Annotated in this window: 11 protein-coding genes; 8 read left to right on the top strand and 3 right to left on the bottom strand. The window is 38.5% G+C overall.

Annotation, left to right across the window (positions count from 1 at the left end; all coding sequences use genetic code 11):
* Positions 1-118 precede the first annotated feature (118 nt).
* Together HMPREF2876_RS00655 and HMPREF2876_RS00650 are read left to right on the top strand one after the other, a co-directional pair.
* Positions 119-1,864, top strand: a complete 1,746-nt coding sequence (locus HMPREF2876_RS00655) for an ABC transporter ATP-binding protein (protein WP_042754049.1) — start codon at positions 119-121, stop codon at positions 1,862-1,864.
* Positions 1,845-3,593 carry an ABC transporter ATP-binding protein gene (locus tag HMPREF2876_RS00650; RefSeq protein WP_024052277.1) on the top strand — a complete coding sequence of 583 codons (1,749 nt, stop codon included), beginning with the start codon at positions 1,845-1,847 and terminating at the stop codon, positions 3,591-3,593. Before HMPREF2876_RS00655 ends, HMPREF2876_RS00650 begins: the two co-directional genes overlap by 20 nt.
* Positions 3,594-3,613: 20 nt before the next feature.
* On the opposite strand, the gene HMPREF2876_RS00645 is transcribed toward HMPREF2876_RS00650, so the two are convergent.
* The 3 genes from HMPREF2876_RS00645 to HMPREF2876_RS00635 all read right to left on the bottom strand — a co-directional run bounded on the left by HMPREF2876_RS00645 (position 3,614) and on the right by HMPREF2876_RS00635 (position 8,494).
* A complete protein-coding gene (locus tag HMPREF2876_RS00645) occupies positions 3,614-5,149 on the bottom strand; it encodes an ATP-binding cassette domain-containing protein (protein ID WP_070241652.1) in 1,536 nt (511 codons plus the stop codon).
* 421 nt (positions 5,150-5,570) lie between these two features.
* Complete coding sequence (locus HMPREF2876_RS00640; protein WP_024052275.1) at positions 5,571-6,311, bottom strand: amino acid ABC transporter ATP-binding protein; 741 nt, start codon at positions 6,309-6,311, stop codon at positions 5,571-5,573.
* Complete coding sequence (locus HMPREF2876_RS00635) at positions 6,311-8,494, bottom strand: ABC transporter substrate-binding protein/permease (protein ID WP_024052274.1); 2,184 nt, start codon at positions 8,492-8,494, stop codon at positions 6,311-6,313. Before HMPREF2876_RS00635 ends, HMPREF2876_RS00640 begins: the two co-directional genes overlap by 1 nt.
* A gap of 162 nt (positions 8,495-8,656) precedes the next feature.
* Between HMPREF2876_RS00635 and HMPREF2876_RS00630 the strand changes: the two genes are divergently transcribed.
* From HMPREF2876_RS00630 to hemW, 6 genes are all read left to right on the top strand, one after another.
* Positions 8,657-9,616 carry a CPBP family intramembrane glutamic endopeptidase gene (locus HMPREF2876_RS00630; protein ID WP_024052273.1) on the top strand — a complete coding sequence of 320 codons (960 nt, stop codon included), beginning with the start codon at positions 8,657-8,659 and terminating at the stop codon, positions 9,614-9,616.
* Positions 9,617-9,706: 90 nt separating this feature from the next.
* Entirely contained in the window at positions 9,707-11,695 is a 1,989-nt protein-coding gene (uvrB, locus tag HMPREF2876_RS00625) for an excinuclease ABC subunit UvrB (protein WP_024052272.1), read from the top strand.
* A gap of 30 nt (positions 11,696-11,725) precedes the next feature.
* The gene (locus tag HMPREF2876_RS00620; RefSeq protein ID WP_070241648.1) at positions 11,726-12,271 is read left to right on the top strand and encodes a DUF1697 domain-containing protein; all 546 of its coding nucleotides are present in this window, start codon (positions 11,726-11,728) and stop codon (positions 12,269-12,271) included.
* A 129-nt stretch (positions 12,272-12,400) separates the two neighbouring features.
* The gene (locus HMPREF2876_RS00615) at positions 12,401-13,144 is read left to right on the top strand and encodes an ABC transporter ATP-binding protein (RefSeq protein ID WP_024052270.1); all 744 of its coding nucleotides are present in this window, start codon (positions 12,401-12,403) and stop codon (positions 13,142-13,144) included.
* Positions 13,134-14,774: a hypothetical protein gene (locus HMPREF2876_RS00610; protein WP_024052269.1), complete on the top strand. Its 1,641-nt coding sequence runs from the start codon at positions 13,134-13,136 to the stop codon at positions 14,772-14,774. Before HMPREF2876_RS00615 ends, HMPREF2876_RS00610 begins: the two co-directional genes overlap by 11 nt.
* 125 nt (positions 14,775-14,899) lie before the next feature.
* Positions 14,900-16,030, top strand: coding sequence for a radical SAM family heme chaperone HemW (gene hemW / locus HMPREF2876_RS00605; protein WP_024052268.1), 1,131 nt, complete (start codon positions 14,900-14,902; stop codon positions 16,028-16,030).
* Positions 16,031-16,033: the final 3 nt, after the last annotated feature.

The following is a 16,033-nucleotide window of genomic DNA, read 5'->3' as shown; positions in this document are numbered from 1 at the left end:
TTCATCTAGCAAAAATTCTCCTATAAAAATAATTGTATCCGCTAACAAATCACAGAGAAGGCTAGATTATGATAAATATGATAAAATAGAACTAGTTTTGTATGAGAAAAGAGATTTCATGAAAGATTTATTGAAATATTTTAAGGGCTATATCAAGGAATCCTTGTTGGGTCCGCTTTTTAAATTGTTAGAAGCTAGTTTTGAACTATTGGTGCCAATTTTGATTGCAACAATTGTGGACCAAACAATCCCTAAAAAAGACAGTGCGCATCTTTATGCTATGATCTTTTTATTGGTTGTCCTTGCATCGTTTGGTGTTGTTGTGGCGATTATTGCTCAATATTATTCCTCAAAAGCAGCGGTAGGTTTTACACGTCAATTAACTAAAGATTTATATCAAAAAATCATGCGTTTGCCAAAAGCTAGTCGAGATAGCTTGACGACATCTAGTCTGGTCACTCGTTTAACAAGTGATACTTATCAAATTCAGACCGGTATCAATCAATTTCTTCGTCTTTTTTTGCGCGCGCCGATTATTGTTTTTGGCTCGATTATCATGGCATTTTTGATTAGTCCAAGTATTACACTGTGGTTCTTACTCATGGTTGTCATCCTAACGGGTATTATCTATATCATGTCACGCTTGGTAAATCCGCTGTACGCTAAAATTCGCCAGATTACAGATAAAATTGTCAATATGACACGCCAACAACTGCAAGGTATGCGTGTTATCCGTGCCTTTGGGCAAACAAATAAAGAAATCCATGAGTTTAGAGATACCAACGAAATCTATAAGACCTGGCAGATAAAAACAGGAGTTTGGTCTAGCTTGATTAGCCCGTTGACTTTTTTAGTGGTAAATAGCACTTTGGTCATGGTTATTTGGCATGGGAATCTAGCTATTGGACAGGATTTGCTGACGCAAGGGAAATTAGTCGCTTTAGTCAATTACCTTTTGCAAATTTTGATAGAACTGTTGAAATTAGCTATGCTCGTCACTTCTTTGAATCAAAGTTACATCAGCGCTGGACGAATTCAAGAGGTCTTTGAACAGGAAGAGGAAGATGTACTAGCAGAACTGCCAATACGGCATTCTATTGGTGCTCAGTCTATTTCTGCTGAAAATGTTACCTTTACCTATCCACAAGCTGCTAGTCCAGCCTTGGAAAATATTTCGTTTGACGTACTATCTGGTCAGACTTTAGGAGTGATTGGCGGAACAGGCTCAGGAAAATCAACTTTGGTGCAACTCTTGGCGCACTTGTATACGATTGATGCTGGTCAGTTGGTTATTTTTAAAAATGGCCGAAGTCCTAGAAACCTTGAAGAGTGGCGCACTTGGATGAGTTTGGTGCCACAAAAAGCAGAATTGTTCCGTGGAACTATTCGCTCGAATTTATTGCTGGGTTTGGAAGACAAGGTGACGGATGAACAACTTTGGTGGGCTCTTGATATTGCGCAGGCTAGTGACTTTGTACAGGAAAAAGAAGGTCAGCTAGATGCAGTAGTAGAAGCTTTTGGTCGGAATTTTTCCGGTGGTCAACGCCAACGGTTGACAATTGCGCACGCTATTTTACAAAAAGCACCTTTTCTGGTGCTGGATGATTCCACTTCGGCACTTGATTATTTAACAGAAGCTAAACTATTGCAAGCTATCAAAGAGCAGTTAAAGAACACGAGTTTGATTTTAATTTCACAGCGAACCAATAGCTTGTGTGCAGCTGATCAGATACTTGTCTTGGATAAAGGTCATCAGGTCGCTCTTGGTGCACATGAAGATTTGCTTCAAACGAGCGCTATTTATCGAGAAATTCATCTCTCACAACATAGTAAGGAGGAAAAGCATGAAAATGAGGTATTCTAAAAGTAGTTTAAAACGCCTTGCAAGTGATTTATTGCAGCAGCGCTGGCTTTTCCTACTAGCTACAATTGGAACGATTGTTCAGGTTGCCTTGACCATTTATTTGCCGATTTTGATTGGAAATGCAGTTGATAGTATTTTACTTTCCGATGCAAGTCAGCATTTGCTGCCAATTCTCTCGAAAATGGGGATGGTGATTGTTGCCAATACAGCGATTCAATGGCTCAATCCTTTAATCTATAATCAGTTGATTTATAGTTATAGTCAGAAACTTCGGGACGCAGTTATTCAAAAAATTCATCGACTTCCCTTAGCTTATCTTGATTGTCAAGGGAGTGGTGATTTAGTGAGTCGCTTGACGACGGATGTGGAGCAGTTAAATAATGGTCTGCTCATGGTTTTCAATCAGTTTTTTGTAGGCGTGTTAACTATTCTTATAACGATTGTGACAATGGCAAGGATTGACTTTTTCATGATGATGTTAGTCTTTCTTTTAACTCCCTTATCTATGCTGATTGCACGTTTTATAGCCCGTAAAAGCTACAAGCTGTTTCAAAAACAAACGACGACACGAGGGCTTCAGACACAGCTCATTGAAGAAAGTCTCTCTCAAGAAAGTTTGATTCAAAGTTTTAATGCCCAAGAGCAATTCATTACGGATTTTACAAAAGGCAATGAGAGCTATGCAGATTATTCTCAGGATGCTATCTTTTATTCCTCTACTGTCAATCCAGCGACTCGCTTCGTGAATGCTCTTATTTATGCTATTGTTGTTGGATTTGGTGCGGTTCGTATCATTAACGGCTCTAGTTTCACAGTTGGACAATTAGTGACATTCTTAAATTATGTCAACCAATACACCAAGCCTTTCAACGATATTTCGTCTGTTATGGCTGAATTACAAAGCGCCCTTGCTTGTGCAGAGCGCTTGTACATGATTTTAGATGAAAAAGAAGTTGTAGAAACTGGAAAAGAAGAACTCACGAGTGAAGCAGTACGGGGTGCGATTTGTTTTGAGCACGTCCGTTTTGGTTATGAAAAAGATAAACCTTTGATTCACGATTTAAACATGACCGTTCCAGCAGGAAGCAAAGTTGCTATTGTTGGACCAACTGGTGCTGGAAAATCCACTTTAATCAATCTCCTCATGCGTTTTTATAATGTAGATGCGGGTAAGATTAAGTTAGACGATAGAGATATTACAGATTATACCAGAGTCTCATTTCGCCAGCAGTTTGGTATGGTTTTACAAGAAACATGGCTGAAGACAGCGACGATTCATGAAAATATTGCTTTTGGGCGACCAGAGTCTAGCCGAGAAGAAGTAATTGCAGCAGCTAAAGCTGCTAATGCTCATTTCTTTATCCAGCAATTGCCGCATGGCTATGATACTTATCTAGCAGATGCAGGAGATTCTTTGTCACAAGGACAACGCCAGCTATTGACCATTGCGCGTGTTTTTCTAGCGGTTCCTAAAATCCTGATTTTGGATGAAGCAACCTCCTCTATTGATACGCGGACTGAAGTACTCATTCAAGAGGCTTTTAATAAGCTCATGGTAGGGCGAACCAGTTTTATCATTGCTCATCGCTTGTCTACCATTCAGAATGCAGATATCATTTTAGTGTTGGTTGACGGAGATATTGTGGAATATGGCAGTCATCAAGAGCTGATGCAAGCAAAAGGCGTTTATTACCAAATGCAGACAGCTCAAGGAAGTTTGGCTGTTTAAGATTGACTAGTAGAACAAACTTATAGCTGTTCTTTGCTGACTAGCTCTATTCCTGTCTTAGTCAAGCGGTAGATTTTCTGACAAACTTCTTTGAGAAAGGTGCGGTCGTGTGAAATGGTAATGACAGCTCCGTTATAATCTGTAAAAAGTTTTCGTACTTGTGGCTGCGAAGTAGGAGAAAAGTTACGTGTTGGCTCGTCTAATATCAAGACATTTGCTTGATCTAATACCATTTTTAGAAGCAGTAATTTAGCTTTTTGTCCACCAGATAGCTGGGAAATAGAATGTTGCACTTCATTACGCGTGAATTGCAGACTGGCTAGGTGGGTGAGGATTTTTTCTCGCTCAATAGCTTCTCCTGTGGATGTTAGAAAATCTATTGGAGAATCGACTTCGTTTAAACTATCAGGATAGATTTGAGGCATATACCCTAGCGTAATGCCTTTTTTCTTTTGCAATAGATTTCGAAGTTCTTTGATAAAAGTAGATTTTCCGACACCATTTTCACCAATAATCCCAATCTTTTCCTGCCCTAAGAGTTCAAAATTTATATTTTTGGCTAAGGTGCGTTCCCCTACCTTCAAATACATCTGTTTGAGAGTGACTACTCTTTTTGTAGATGGCAGAGGAGTAATAGTAGAAAATTGTAGATTGATAGCATCTGCCTGTGTTGGTAACTCTGTCATTTTAGTGGCTTCTCGATTAAAACGTTTTTCTTGTGAGAGAATATTTTTCATTTTTTTGGCTAGTAATCTACCAGCTGTGCTGTCATAAGTATGACGCAAGACATGCTCCACACTTTGTTTGACTCGCTGGTGTTTTGCCATTGCTTTTTGATATTCTTCTCGTTCTTTTTTTGCGTCTTTAGTTTGCTTTTCAAATGAGGTCTGTCTTTGCTGGCTGTAATTTTCATAATCAAGATTCCTAACAGTTGTTCTAGCTTCTTGCTTTTTCTTAACCAATTCCAAATGCACGATTTTTGTTGCTGCATGACTTAAAAGACTTTCATCATGTGAAACAAACATAACTGTTTGAGGTGTATTTTGAAGAAAATTTTCCAGCCAAATCAGAGTGTCTGTGTCTAAATCATTGGAGGGCTCATCTAAAAAGAGAATGTCCCAATTTGTAGAGAGGATTTTTAAAAGCTGTACTTTTAATGTTTCACCGCCAGATAGAGTCGCTAATGTTTGCTGACTAGTAAAACGTTCGCTATCAAAATGTAATTCTTGAGCAAAGCGGTAAAGTTTGCTGTAATCTAAGTCTACGTCCAAATCACCAAAGAAATAGTCGTTGAGGGAGAGCCTTCTTTCATTTTCAGGTAAAGTTTGCGGCAAATAAGCATAACAATTATAGCTTTTCTGAATCCCTCCCCTATAACTAACATAGTCTGAAACAAGTGTGTCATTCATAAGTAGCTTGAGAAGAGTAGATTTTCCATTCCCTTCTTCTCCGATAATACCGACTTTATCGCCTGCATTGACAGTAAGTGATAAATCATTGACTAAGTCTTTCAAATCTTTTAAATGGGTAATAGTTAAATGTCGAATTTGTAGCATATATATCTCCTTATGATGTTCATTGTCATTTTAGAGCTAAGAAAAACAGCCCTATTTACCTAGTAGAGCTGTTCTTGTTTTTGGATTGCCAACAAACATTGCAAAACGGAGTAGTTTGCAACGAATAGATTATCATTGAGAAGTTTGAAAAAAATTTCTTTTATGAAAAATAGGCAAGAGCATAACAAAAAATCTACTAGATAAAGTTTCCTTTAAGCAATAGATTTCTTGTACATAGACTCCTTACCTCCGAATTTTACTGATTTTAGTGTAGCAAAAAAGATATAAAATGTCAAAAGAGTACGAGATAAAAGTTTGTCACTAAGAATAAATGTAATGAAAGTGCAACTGTTGTGTTATTAAGTTTTCTTCTAAAAAGTAAACGAGTCTGGAACATTTTTGTACCAGACTCGAAGTCATATTACACGTTCAAGACTTTATCTAGGAAGTCTTTGAGGCGTGGGTGCTGCGGATTATCAAAGATTTGGTCGGGTTTACCGTCTTCTAAAAACTCTCCGTCATCCGTAAAGATAACACGGTTTGCCACTTGGCGAGCAAATCCCATTTCATGAGTTACGATAATCATAGTCATGCCTTGCTTGGCCAATTCTTTCATAACATTGAGAACATCTCCAACCATTTCGGGATCAAGAGCAGAAGTAGGTTCGTCAAAGAGCATAATATCAGGATTCATAGCAAGTCCCCGTGCAATTGCAACACGTTGTTTTTGTCCACCTGAGAGGCTATCTGGCATGGCATCAGCTTTATCAGAGAGACCGACTTTTTCTAATAATTCCATACCAAGTTTATCTGCTTCAGCTTGTGTCATTCGCTTGTGCTCGACAGGAGCAAAGGTGATATTTTCCAAAACTGTCATGTGAGGGAAGAGATTGAAGTGTTGGAAAACCATACCAATATTTTCACGAACTAAGTCGACATCTGTTTTTTTATCGGTTAAGTCGAAACCGTCCACGGTAATAGATCCACTTGTAACTTCTTCCAGCAGGTTGAGACTGCGAAGAAAGGTTGATTTTCCCGAACCTGAAGGTCCGATGATACAAACGACATCCCCTTCATAGAATTTGGTTGTGATTCCTTTTAGAACTTCATTTTCTCCGTAGTATTTATGTAAATCATTGACAGCAATTTTTAATTTAGCCATTATTTAATCCTCTTTTCTAAGCGTTTTGCAAGTCTCGTTAAAAGAGTGATGATAATCAAGTAAAAGACTGCTAGGATAGCATACATTTTGAAGCTTTGATAGTTACGAGCAATGATGATTTTACCCGTTTGGAAAAGTTCGACGAGACCGATAGCAGAGACGATTGTAGTATCTTTCAAAGCGATAACAAACTGATTGACGAAGTTTGGTAACATGATTTTTGTCGCTTGCGGCAAAATAATCTTTCTCATGGTTTTTGAGTAAGAAATACCAAGACTTCGACTGGCTTCCATTTGTCCAGCTGGAACAGCTTGAATTCCACCACGGACGATTTCTGCAATATAAGCGCCAGCGTTGAGAGAAAGAGCAATTGTACCAGCCACAAAATCGTTAATCGGACTTTGGTGCCCTGTCATTGATTCAATGAGATTTGGAATGCCCCAGAAGATAAAGGCTGCGAGAATCATAAGCGGGATTCCACGAATGACATCCACGAAGATTTCTGAGATAATGCGGAGGGCTTTGACGGGACTCACGCTAAACATACCAAAGATGATTCCGATGACCATAGCGATTGCAAATGACAGAAGCGCGAGTGCCAAAGTAATTCCAAGACCACTTAACAATTGCTTGTAGTTATTTTGGAGGAGCCCCCAAATGGTTGTTTCATCAACTGTACTGTCTGAAGAGCCAGTATTTGAGTTTGATTTTTTTAAATACTTATCAAGAATTTTTTGATACTGACCATTTTTCTTGATATTTGCTAAACCATTATTAAACATTTGGATCAATTCAGGATTACTACCCTTTTTTACGGCAAAAGCAGTATCTCCAATAGGAGTTCCTTTGATTGGTGTTTTCAGTTTTTGGCCTTGGCTAATGGAGTATTTAACAACAGGTTCGTCATCCATAACGGCATCCACAGAGCTAGAGTTTAAGCTATCATACATTGAAGAAGCATCAGCGAATGTTTTGATTTTGTAATCATATTTACTTTGATTTTTTGTTAAGAAAGTTTGTGAAGCAGTTCCGTTTTTAACCCCGATTGTTTTACCTTTCAAGTCTTTATAAGAAGCAATTGTACTTGATCCTTTGACAGCAAGGATTGCGTTTGCTGTGTAATAAGGCTCTGAGAAATCAAAGGTTTCTTTACGAGCGTCTGTCACAGACATCCCTGCAATCATTCCGTCAGCTTGTCCAGATTGTACAGCATTTAAAGCGGCATCAAATCCGGGATTTGTAATTTCAATCGTGAAACCTTGGTCTTTGGCGATAGCTTTTATCAAATCCATGTCAATCCCAGTATATTTGTTATTACTATCCTGAAAAACGAATGGTGCAAAGGAAGAGTCACTCGCAATGGTATATGTTGATTTTACGGGAGTAGCTTTTTGACCAGCAGGAGTAGTGGTTTCTGGAGTAGAACTAGTTGTTTTCGTGGCTGTAGAACTTGTCCATTTTGTGATAATTTTCTCAAGAGAACCATCTTTTTTCATTTGAGCAAGCGCTTCGTTAAATTCTGTTACCAGATATTCATACTTGCTTCCCTTTTTGACACCAAAAGCAAAACTACCAACAGCTTCTCCTTTTATAGAGATTTTTAAATTTTGGCCCTGTTTAATAGCATACTCAATGACTGGTTGGTCGTCCATCATTGCGTCAATTGAACCAGAATTCAAGCTGTTGTAAGTCAAATCAGTTGTGTCAAATGTTTTGATAGTAAATTTGTATTTGTTTTTGATTTTTTCTAGAAAGCGTTGAGAGGCAGTTCCGTTTTTAACCCCAACAGTTTTTCCTTTTAATTGTGAATAACTACTGATTGTATTGGCTTTAGTCGTTGCGATGACAACTTTTGTATCATAATAAGTATCAGACATGGTGAAGACTTTTTCACGGTCTTTAGTTTTTGTCATTCCAGCCATGATAGCATCTGCCTGACCAGATTGAACAGCATTGACTGCTGCATCAAATCCAGGGAAAGTCATATTGATGTCCCAACCTTTTAGTTCAGCAACTTTATTGATGATATCTACATCAATACCTTTATAAGTTTGATCGGAATCTTTAAATTCAAAAGGTGCGTAAGCTGTATCAGATACCACTTTGATTGTATCGGCATGAATGGCTGTTACTGCAAAGAGTGGTAGTAAAGCTAACAAAAAAGTTATAATTTTTTTCTTCATGAGTCTCTCCTTTAAAGAATATTTTTAAATTATACCAGAAATATCTTCGAAAGGCAAATATTTCGCGTTTTTATGTTAGATTTTATAACATGGACGAAAATTTCTTTTTTGATTTGCGTAAAATAAATATGATATAATAATAAAAAATAGAAAGGGAATTTTATGTTTAAATCTCGTATGCTTGATAATGTGAAACAGTCCCGTTACATTCCGCCTATTTGGTTGGCCGTTATCCTCTCGATTGTTTTTGTTTATGGATGTGAAATTGTCGGTGGGCTTGCATTGGTTCCAATTTCGATACTGCTGGGTCTTGTGCTTGGCCTTGTTCATTCTGGGGCGGGCTTTGTAATGATACAAGAACTGATATCACATTATATGATTTTCATCCAACTCTTCCTCTTTTCCTTTATTTCTTTGGCTCTCTTTCTTTGGGTGAAATGCGTTGAAAAAAGACCTTTTTCAAGTCTTGGTTTTTTTAAGGAAAATTGGTTTAAAGAACTAACAAAAGGATTTTTGATTGGAGCGGCACAGTTTTCTCTCATAGTTGTCTTGCTTTTGCTGACAGGTCTAGGTAGGTTAGAACTCAACCATCTTAGTTTGGAGCCCTTGCTCTTTATCATCGCCTTGATTCCGTTTTGGATTTTACAAGGAGGAACAGAAGAATTGGTGACGCGTGGTTGGCTATTTCCTACAGTTACTGCCAAGTCAAATATTTTAGTCGGTATCTTAATTTCTGCTGGTCTATTTGGTGCTCTCCATTTATTGAATCCCGGTGTAACGCTTCTTTCGATTATCAACATTATTCTTGATGGTATTTTCGCTTGTTTTTACATGCTAAAAACGGACAATATGTGGGGTCTGGCTGGTATCCACGGGGCTTGGAATTTTGTTCAAGGTAATATTTATGGTATTCAGGTCAGCGGTCAGGGAGCAGAAGCTTCCGTCTTTGCCTATAATACGAAATCTAGTGTTGATTGGCTTTCGGGTGGGGCTTTTGGAGCAGAAGGTTCTATTTTTACCAGTCTGGTGTTAATTCTCAGTATTGCCTATCTGTATTGGTCTCTTAAAAAAGAAGAAAAATTGCCTACAGCATTGCAATTTAGAAAATCAAATCTCACTTAGTTTTACTAGGTGAGATTCTTTATATCCTAAGTCAGTGATATTTTAAGAATTGTGATAAAATAAGAGAAGATTGTATAGAGGAAAAGAATAATGATAAATAGAATTACGGACAATAAATTTAAATTAGTTTCCAAGTATGAGCCTTCAGGAGATCAACCACAGGCGATTGAGCAATTAGTGGATAATATAGAGGGTGGTGAGAAAGCTCAGATTCTCATGGGAGCGACAGGAACTGGGAAGACCTACACTATGAGTCAGGTCATCCAAAAGGTCAATAAACCGACCCTAGTTATCGCTCATAATAAAACCCTGGCTGGTCAGCTCTATGGTGAGTTTAAGGAGTTTTTTCCTGACAATGCGGTTGAATACTTCGTGTCTTACTATGACTATTACCAACCGGAAGCCTATGTGCCTTCTAGTGATACCTATATTGAGAAGGACAGCTCGGTCAATGATGAGATTGACAAACTTCGTCACTCAGCAACCTCGGCTCTCTTGGAGCGCAACGATGTGATTGTTGTGGCATCAGTCAGCTGCATTTATGGTTTGGGCTCGCCTAAGGAATACTCCGATAGCGTGGTCAGTCTGCGACCTGGTTTAGAGATTTCACGGGATCAACTTCTCAATGATTTGGTTGATATTCAATTTGAGCGCAATGATATTGACTTTCAGCGGGGAAAATTTCGTGTGCGTGGCGATGTTGTGGAAATCTTCCCAGCTTCTCGCGATGAACATGCCTTTCGGGTGGAATTTTTTGGTGATGAAATTGACCGCATTCGAGAAGTGGAAGTATTGACAGGCCAAGTGTTGGGCGAAGTAGACCATTTAGCTATTTTTCCTGCCACTCACTTTATGACCAATGACGAAAATATGGAGATTGCTATTGGCAAGATTCAAGCGGAATTAGAAGATCAGCTAGGCTTTTTTGAAAGAGAAGGGAAGCTTTTAGAAGCTCAGCGGTTGAAGCAAAGAACGGACTATGATATTGAAATGCTGCGCGAAATGGGCTACACGAATGGTGTAGAGAATTATTCTCGCCACATGGACGGACGGAGTGAAGGTGAGCCACCTTACACTTTATTAGATTTCTTTCCTGATGATTTTTTAATCATGGTAGACGAAAGTCATATGACGATGGGGCAGATTAAAGGGATGTACAATGGTGACCGCTCGCGGAAGGAAATGCTGGTCAATTATGGTTTCCGCCTGCCGTCTGCCTTGGACAATCGTCCGCTGCGTCGGGAAGAATTTGAAAGTCATGTGCACCAGATTGTTTACGTGTCTGCTACACCAGGGGATTATGAGCGAGAGCAGACGGATACAGTAATTGAGCAAATTATTCGACCAACTGGACTGCTGGATCCAGAAGTTGAAGTGCGTCCGACTATGGGGCAAATAGATGATCTTTTAGGGGAAATCAACGTACGTACTGAAAAGAATGAGCGGACTTTTATCACGACGTTGACTAAAAAGATGGCAGAAGATCTGACGGATTACTTTAAAGAAATGGGTGTCAAGGTCAAGTACATGCACTCAGACATCAAGACTTTGGAGCGTACCGAGATTATCCGAGACCTGCGCTTGGGTGTTTTTGACGTTCTGGTTGGGATTAACCTGCTACGCGAGGGAATTGACGTTCCTGAAGTAAGCTTGGTTGCCATTCTCGATGCCGATAAGGAAGGTTTCCTACGTAACGAACGTGGCTTAATCCAGACCATTGGTCGCGCTGCCCGTAATAGTGAAGGCCACGTCATCATGTATGCTGACACGATCACAGATTCCATGCAAAAAGCTATGGATGAAACCGCCCGTCGTCGTCAGATTCAAATGGCTTATAATGAAGAACATGGTATTGTACCGCAAACAATCCAGAAAGAAATCCGTGACCTAATCAGTGTGACAAAATCTGCTCTACCAGACAAGGAAGAAGTGGTAGATATTGAAAGTCTTAACAAGCAGGAACGTAAAGATATGATTAAGAAACTAGAGGGACAAATGCAAGAAGCGGCTGGTCTTTTGGATTTCGAACTTGCCGCTCAAATTCGCGATATGATTTTGGAGATTAAGGCGGTGGATTAGAAAGATAAACAAAGCAAAAAGGGAAGAAGAATGCGTTACATTCTCTTACTCCGTGGCATCAATGTCGGTGGAAAAAACAAGGTCATTGTGTCTGACCTGAAGGTCGATTTGGCGGAGCTGAGCTTTGATAATCCGGTTTCCTACATCAACAGTGGCGCTCTCTTTTTTGACAGTCAGGAGCACGAGGAGAAGATTAGGGAGATTCTGACGGCTTATTTCAGTCAATCCTATGACTTTCCAATCCCTTTTGTCCTGCTCAGCTCTGCTATTCTTCAAGAAGAAGTGGCAAAACTGCCTGCTTGGTGGCAGGATGAGGCAGCTTATCGGCGCGATGTCCTCTTTTTCCTGCCAGAGGCTAATCGCGAGCAGATAGAGGTAGAAGCGGGGAACTGGGCAAATGACAGGGATCTGCTGCATTTCGGTCAGACAGCCTTTTTTTACAGAAATAGCGACCAGGCTGACTATCTCAAGTCTAACTACCACAAGAAGCTACTCAAATCTAGCTTTTACAAGTCTTTGACTATTCGCAATGGGAAAACCTTTCAGAAAATTTTGGAGTTGGCAGATACTAGTTAAAGAGGCATTATTTTGTTTTTTTGGAAAACTAATAATAAATTGTTAATGAATATATATGTTTGAATAAAGAGAAAGAATTTTTACTTTTATTTCTATCATGCTGAAAACATTCAATAGATAGGAGAATTTATGATTGAATTTAAGGATGTTACAAAAGTGTACGATGACAAGATAGCGTTGAATCATCTGAATTTAACGCTTCAGAGTGGAGAAATTGTAGGATTAATTGGACACAATGGTGCTGGAAAATCAACAACGATTAAATCATTGGTTAGTGTGATTAATCCAACGCATGGTCAGATTTTTGTGGATGGCAAGGAATTAGCAGCTAATCGGTTGGAAATCAAGAAGAAAATTGGTTATGTAGCTGATTCGCCGGACTTGTTTTTACGCCTGACGGCAAATGAATTCTGGGAATTGGTTGGAACTTCTTATGATATGAGTCTTTCAGATTATGAGAAACGTTTAACAGAGCTACTGGAATTATTTGATTTTACAGCTCATCGCTATGAAGTTATTGAATCGTTTTCACATGGAATGCGACAAAAAGTGTTTATCATTGGTGCTCTTTTGTCTGATCCAGATATCTGGGTGTTGGATGAGCCTTTAACTGGTTTGGATCCGCAGGCGGCTTTTGACCTCAAACAAATGATGCGAGAGCATGCAGATAAAGGAAATACTGTTTTGTTCTCAACCCATGTTTTAGAAGTGGCAGAGCAATTGTGTGACCGTATTGCCATTCTCAAAAAGGGAGAATTGCTGTTTTACGGTACGATTGAGGAATTGAAAAGTCAACATCCTGAAAAATCCTTAGAAAGTATTTACCTCAGTTTGGCACATCGTAGAGAAGAGGTGAGTCCTGATGCGTCTTAAAGCGATTCGCTCCCTCATTCATGCAAATATCATTTATACGACGCAATCAACTACGCTTTCTAGTTATCGTAAAAAACAGCAAAAAAATCCAAAGAAAAAAGGAAATGTTGCTAGAAATCTAGTGATGAACTATCTCTATGCTGGAATTTTGTATGCTTGTATATTTGGTGTACAGGGTGCTTTTTTACCGCTTGCTCAGAATCCAGGGCTATTTTCGAATTTTGTCAGCGTCTTTTATCTTTTCATCTTTGCACAGGGATTTCTTTCCTTTTACAATGTTTTTTATGAAAGTAAAGACTTGCAAACTTACCGACCTTATGCCTTTAGTGAGAGCGAAATTATGGTTGGGAAAGGATTTTCTGTTCTTTTAACTACTTTAATGGGAGTGTTTCCCATTGTTATTTACTTTATTGGTTTGCAAATGCAATCAGGTCAACCAATCTGGCTTGCAATCCCTATTCTGCTTATTTCGTTAGGAATACTATTTTCGACACTTATTTTCCTTCTTTTAGTTGGTGTTCATTTTATTACGAAAACGACTATTTTTAGGAAATATAAAAAGCTTGCCTCTAATATTTTACTGGCTCTTGCTACAATAATGGCTTTTGGTGCGATTTTATTGGTGAATTTGCAAAATAACTCTAACGTTAAAAACGCAATATTGCAAGATCAACCTGCTTATTTTCCGCCAATGACGGTTTTTCATGCTTTCAGTATGCAACCTTTTGCTTTGAATTCCTTGCTTGGAATGGGAATATGGATAGTCGTAGCTGTTATATTATTTATAATTGTTAAGCGAAAGGTTTTACCAGAATTTTATGAAGCTGCAATGACCACAACAGCAACGGTCAATAGACAAAAACGAACGAAAATTTTTAAGATGAATGGACTTAGGAACTTTCCGCAGTTTGTGTTGCGCTATCAATTAAACCTAATCAGTGATGGCTCCGTCTTATTACAAACTCTTTTGATGCCTAGTGTGTTACCTTATTTTATTCTAATTCCGTTAATGGCTAGTTTTATGCAGAATAGTGAAATGATTTCTCCTTATTTGACAACAAGATTTGCTTTTCCACTGATGTTGATAGCAACATTTGTAGCAAGTTTAAATACGGGTGGAGCAAATTTAACAGGAATTGGCATTTCACTTGAACGTGAAAATTATGATTATTTGAAAGTATTACCCTTTGACATGGCACGTTATCTTAAACTTAAGTTTTGGAATTTATTTGTCCTTCAATCCATTTTACCATTCATTTTATTGACAATTTTTTCCTTTATTGTCGGCGTGCAACCAGTTGCTATTGTCTTGATGATTATAGCTTGGACATTGACCTGCTTAGCATGGAGTGCTTGGGGATATCATCGTGACAAACGCCTACAAGTTACTAACTGGTCGAATGTGACGGAATTATTTAATCGTGAAAATAATTTACTAAAGATGATTTTGGGCATTGTTGCTATGATTATTTACATAATCATTATTGCAATGAGCGCTTATTTCATTTTGGTATCACCAGATTTAGTGGGCTATTTGTTAGCAGGTACTTTTCTGATTGCTCTTGCAATGATGGCATTTTTACTGACAAATCATTATTTGAAAAAAGTTCAAGCTGAAGTAGAAAATTAAGCTGAAAGTTTTTGAATATTTATTATGTTTTTATTGCTTAGCAAGAATATATTGATAAGAGACCTATGTATTTTAGTGTGAACTTTGAAACATCTATATACTAAAATTATGCTATAATAAATGCTATGTATACCAAACCAACTTCTGCCTATGTACACATTCCGTTTTGTACTCAAATTTGTTATTATTGTGACTTTTCTAAGGTCTTTATCAAAAATCAGCCAGTGGACGCCTATTTAGAGCACTTGCTTCAAGAATATACTTCTTATGATATAAAGCATTTACAGACGCTTTATATCGGTGGTGGGACACCAACGTCTCTGTCCCCCACTCAATTAGAATTTTTGCTAGCAGAGCTGACGAAAAGTTTGAATTTATCATGTTTAGAAGAGTTGACGATTGAGGCCAATCCAGGTGATTTGGATCCAGATAAGATTGCTGTTTTAAAAGATTCGGCTGTTAACCGAGTGTCTTTGGGTGTTCAAACGTTTGACGATCGCATGCTCAAGCAAATTGGGCGCAGCCATTTAGAGAAAGATATTTATGAAAATATCACCAATCTGAAGCAAGCTGGGTTTGACAATATCTCTATTGACTTGATCTACGCATTGCCCAAGCAGACCATGGACAACATGCGGGAAAATGTAGCCAAGGCTATTGCACTAGACATCCCTCATATGAGTCTTTATAGCTTAATTCTAGAGAATCACACGGTCTTTATGAACCGGATGCGGCGAGGAAAGCTGCCTTTACCGAAAGAAGACTTGGAAGCAGAGATGTTTGAGTACATCATTGAGGAGTTGGAAAAAGCTGGGTTTGAACACTATGAGATTTCCAACTTTTCTAAGCCAGGCTTTGAGAGTCGACACAATCTCATGTACTGGAACAATGCAGAATATTTTGGTATTGGGGCTGGAGCTTCCGGCTATGTTGACGGAATCCGCTACAAAAATCATGGTCCGATTCGTCATTATTTAGAGGCTGTGGAAAAAGGCAATGCGCGTGTGAATGAGGAACATCTGAGTAAGCAAGAGATGATGGAAGAAGAAATGTTTCTGGGCTTGCGCAAAAGGTCAGGTGTTTCTAAAAAGCGTTTTGAGGAAAAGTTTGGCATTTCTTTTGAGCAGCAGTATGGTCATATAGTAACAGAATTAACTGAGCAAGGGCTTTTAGTACCTGATAAAGAAGTTGTCCGTATGACTAAAAAAGGTCTATTTTTGGGTGATACGGTCGCAGAGAAATTTATATTGGAGTAAATT

It is taken from the genome of Streptococcus sp. HMSC073A12 (assembly GCF_001812815.1).
In the GTDB taxonomy this organism is placed as follows: domain Bacteria; phylum Bacillota; class Bacilli; order Lactobacillales; family Streptococcaceae; genus Streptococcus; species Streptococcus vaginalis.
Note: the sequence above shows the minus strand (reverse complement) of the source record. Positions and strands in the feature narration are given on the sequence as shown.

Bases quoted from the DNA above. Each gene is read 5' to 3' on its own strand.
- HMPREF2876_RS00655 (WP_042754049.1), top strand. From the start codon at position 119: ATGAAAGATTTATTGAAATATTTTAAGGGCTATATCAAGGAATCCTTG.
- HMPREF2876_RS00650 (WP_024052277.1), top strand. From the start codon at position 1,845: ATGAAAATGAGGTATTCTAAAAGTAGTTTAAAACGCCTTGCAAGTGAT.
- HMPREF2876_RS00645 (WP_070241652.1), bottom strand. From the start codon at position 5,149: ATGCTACAAATTCGACATTTAACTATTACCCATTTAAAAGATTTGAAA.
- HMPREF2876_RS00640 (WP_024052275.1), bottom strand. From the start codon at position 6,311: ATGGCTAAATTAAAAATTGCTGTCAATGATTTACATAAATACTACGGA.
- HMPREF2876_RS00635 (WP_024052274.1), bottom strand. From the start codon at position 8,494: ATGAAGAAAAAAATTATAACTTTTTTGTTAGCTTTACTACCACTCTTT.
- HMPREF2876_RS00630 (WP_024052273.1), top strand. From the start codon at position 8,657: ATGTTTAAATCTCGTATGCTTGATAATGTGAAACAGTCCCGTTACATT.
- uvrB (WP_024052272.1), top strand. From the start codon at position 9,707: ATGATAAATAGAATTACGGACAATAAATTTAAATTAGTTTCCAAGTAT.
- HMPREF2876_RS00620 (WP_070241648.1), top strand. From the start codon at position 11,726: ATGCGTTACATTCTCTTACTCCGTGGCATCAATGTCGGTGGAAAAAAC.
- HMPREF2876_RS00615 (WP_024052270.1), top strand. From the start codon at position 12,401: ATGATTGAATTTAAGGATGTTACAAAAGTGTACGATGACAAGATAGCG.
- HMPREF2876_RS00610 (WP_024052269.1), top strand. From the start codon at position 13,134: ATGCGTCTTAAAGCGATTCGCTCCCTCATTCATGCAAATATCATTTAT.
- hemW (WP_024052268.1), top strand. From the start codon at position 14,900: ATGTATACCAAACCAACTTCTGCCTATGTACACATTCCGTTTTGTACT.